Origin of the sequence: Acidisphaera sp. L21 (assembly GCF_009765685.1) — a bacterium.
Classification (GTDB): Bacteria; Pseudomonadota; Alphaproteobacteria; order Acetobacterales; family Acetobacteraceae; genus LMUY01.
Map to the genome: position 1 here is coordinate 248594 of NZ_LMUY01000015.1, position 2104 is coordinate 250697.

Annotated in this window: 1 protein-coding gene and 1 pseudogene; both read right to left on the minus strand. The window is 70.3% G+C overall.

Annotated elements, in window-relative coordinates; translation table 11 throughout:
* Window positions 1–1743, minus strand: a pseudogene (locus GSQ76_RS04270) (alpha-2-macroglobulin); the annotation flags it as partial.
* Window positions 1743–2104, minus strand: a 362-nt coding sequence (locus GSQ76_RS04275) for a hypothetical protein (RefSeq protein WP_158742660.1), incomplete at its 5' end; no start/stop codon positions are given. The gene GSQ76_RS04275 and the pseudogene GSQ76_RS04270, both read right to left, overlap by 1 nt.

Here is a 2104-nt window from a genome sequence, read left to right on the forward strand (position 1 = left end):
GCGGCGGATATCCGCCTGGTCGCCGTTGCGGCCCGTCGCCAGCGGGGCGGGCATGGTCCAACTGCCATCCGCCGCCGTGGTCCCCTGCGCCAGCGTCACGAACCGCCCGTCACGCAGCCCGTCCAGATGGATCTCTGCGCCCGCCACCGGCTGGGTGCTGGCCAACGAGGTAACCGCGAACCGAACCCGATCCGCCTCCTCCACACCCGTCAGCGACAGATCCGTCACCTGCAGCCGGGCCCAGCGCCGTGTCGCACCATCCACCGTGCGCAGCCCGACGAGATACGTGCCGGGCTGCTTCGGCCCGGCGATCTTCGCCAGTGTGGGTGCCAGATCCAGCCCGAACTTGGCATCGACGCCGCCCCGATGGATCGGCAGCGCCATCAACTCGCTGGCCGCCGGCGACCCCAGCGCCAGGACACGCCGCGCCATCTCATCCCCGGTGATCGCGGCTGGCTGCAGGTAATGCGCCGGCTCGTTGCCCGGCAGCGGCGGGGCGCGATCGTCGCTCGTGGTCAGCCCGGTGCGCGGGAACGGCCAGAAATCGCGGCTCAGCGGGTCGATCGCATAGACCCGGACATCCGCCCGATCATACCCATGGCCGCGCAACGGCACCATTTGCGGGCCAAGCCGTTCCACGATGCCCTGCGGCACGTCCCAATTCAGCGCTGGCGTGCCCGCGTTGAACGACACGCGCGCATCCACCGCACCCGCCAGCAGTCGCTGCCGGGTGTCGCTGATGGCGCCTGCGTCGATATGCAGCTGATACACTTGCGCCGCCGCGAACTTGCCGCCGACCTGCATCTCGTTGTTGTCGCCGATCGACACCGACAGATCATCCACTGGCGGCGTCATCCGCAGCACGTTGCGCGCCTGCACGATGTTCAGCGCCGCCGGCGTGGCGGAGAATTGCAGCACCAGCCGCCGCGGTTGCGCCGCGTCGCTGGAGGACGGGTCGCACACCGTGACACCGTCGGTAACCGAGTGGTTGTAGCTTTCGCCGCAATACGTATCCGACAGACGGAATGGCGCGGCGGAGCGCATCGCAATCTCGAAGATCGGGTCGTCCATCCCCGGCTCGTCCGACAGGCGCAGGCGCAGCGTGGCGACCCGGCCATCCGCCACCGGGTGCTTCAGCACCACCAGCACGGTCTGCGCATCGCCACGATTGGCCCGCTCGACCGGGCGCAGGTCGAAATCGCCGGAGCGCAGGGTTTCGGTGCCCCCGGTGGTAACGCCGGGTTGCGGCTTCAACTCGATCGTCAGCAGCCGCCCAAGCGCGCCCAGATCCACCGGCTGGTCGAAGCTCAGCGCGATCGTATCCAGATCCGGCGTCCCGTTATCGCCGTTCGAGGGCCCGGTGGAGGTCGGAACCGGCAGCAGCGGCACCAGCGTGGTGGCGGCGCTTCCCACCGTGATCGTCTCGCGCCGCAGCGGCTCCCACGGCTCGGTCGGTCGGAATTGCAGGGTGGTTGGCGTCAGCCAAGTCCAGGCGCCGGGCTTGGCGGGGACCAGCGTGGCGAACCGCTCCGGATGGTCCTCCCCACCGCCATTGGCCGGCCCGGTGGCATTCGGGAATAGCACGGTCACCGGGTCCCACCGCCGCAGAAAATGGTCGGGCACGACACGCGCGCCATCCGCCCGCTGCAGCCGGTCCAGTTGGGGCGGCGTTTGCGCCCCGGCAGGAACGGCCAGCAGCAGGGCGGCCAGGGAGGCCAGGGAGGCGAGAAGAGTCCGGCGCATCACGGTGTTCCCTGCGGCTTCATGCCGACGAGTTCGAGGTAGGTCTGCACCACATCCGGCGGCGGCCCGTTGCCCCGCGGCGTGATGCCAATCAGCGCCGGTCGCAGCACCGTTGGCGCGGCATCCGCGGGCACCCGCGCCTCCAGCACGTACTCGCCAGCCTTCAGCGGCCGCAATTGCGCGACGCCGTCGCCCAGCACGGCGCCGGTTGCGTCCAGCAGACGCGCCGACACCCGATCCGGCGCCGCCCGCACGCCGACGCCGATGGTCGCTGCTTTGGACAGGGTGAAGCTGAACGCCGCCGCGTTGCCCGGCGCGATGGCGACCTGTTGCCCCAGCCCTTCATCCAACGGCACCAGCC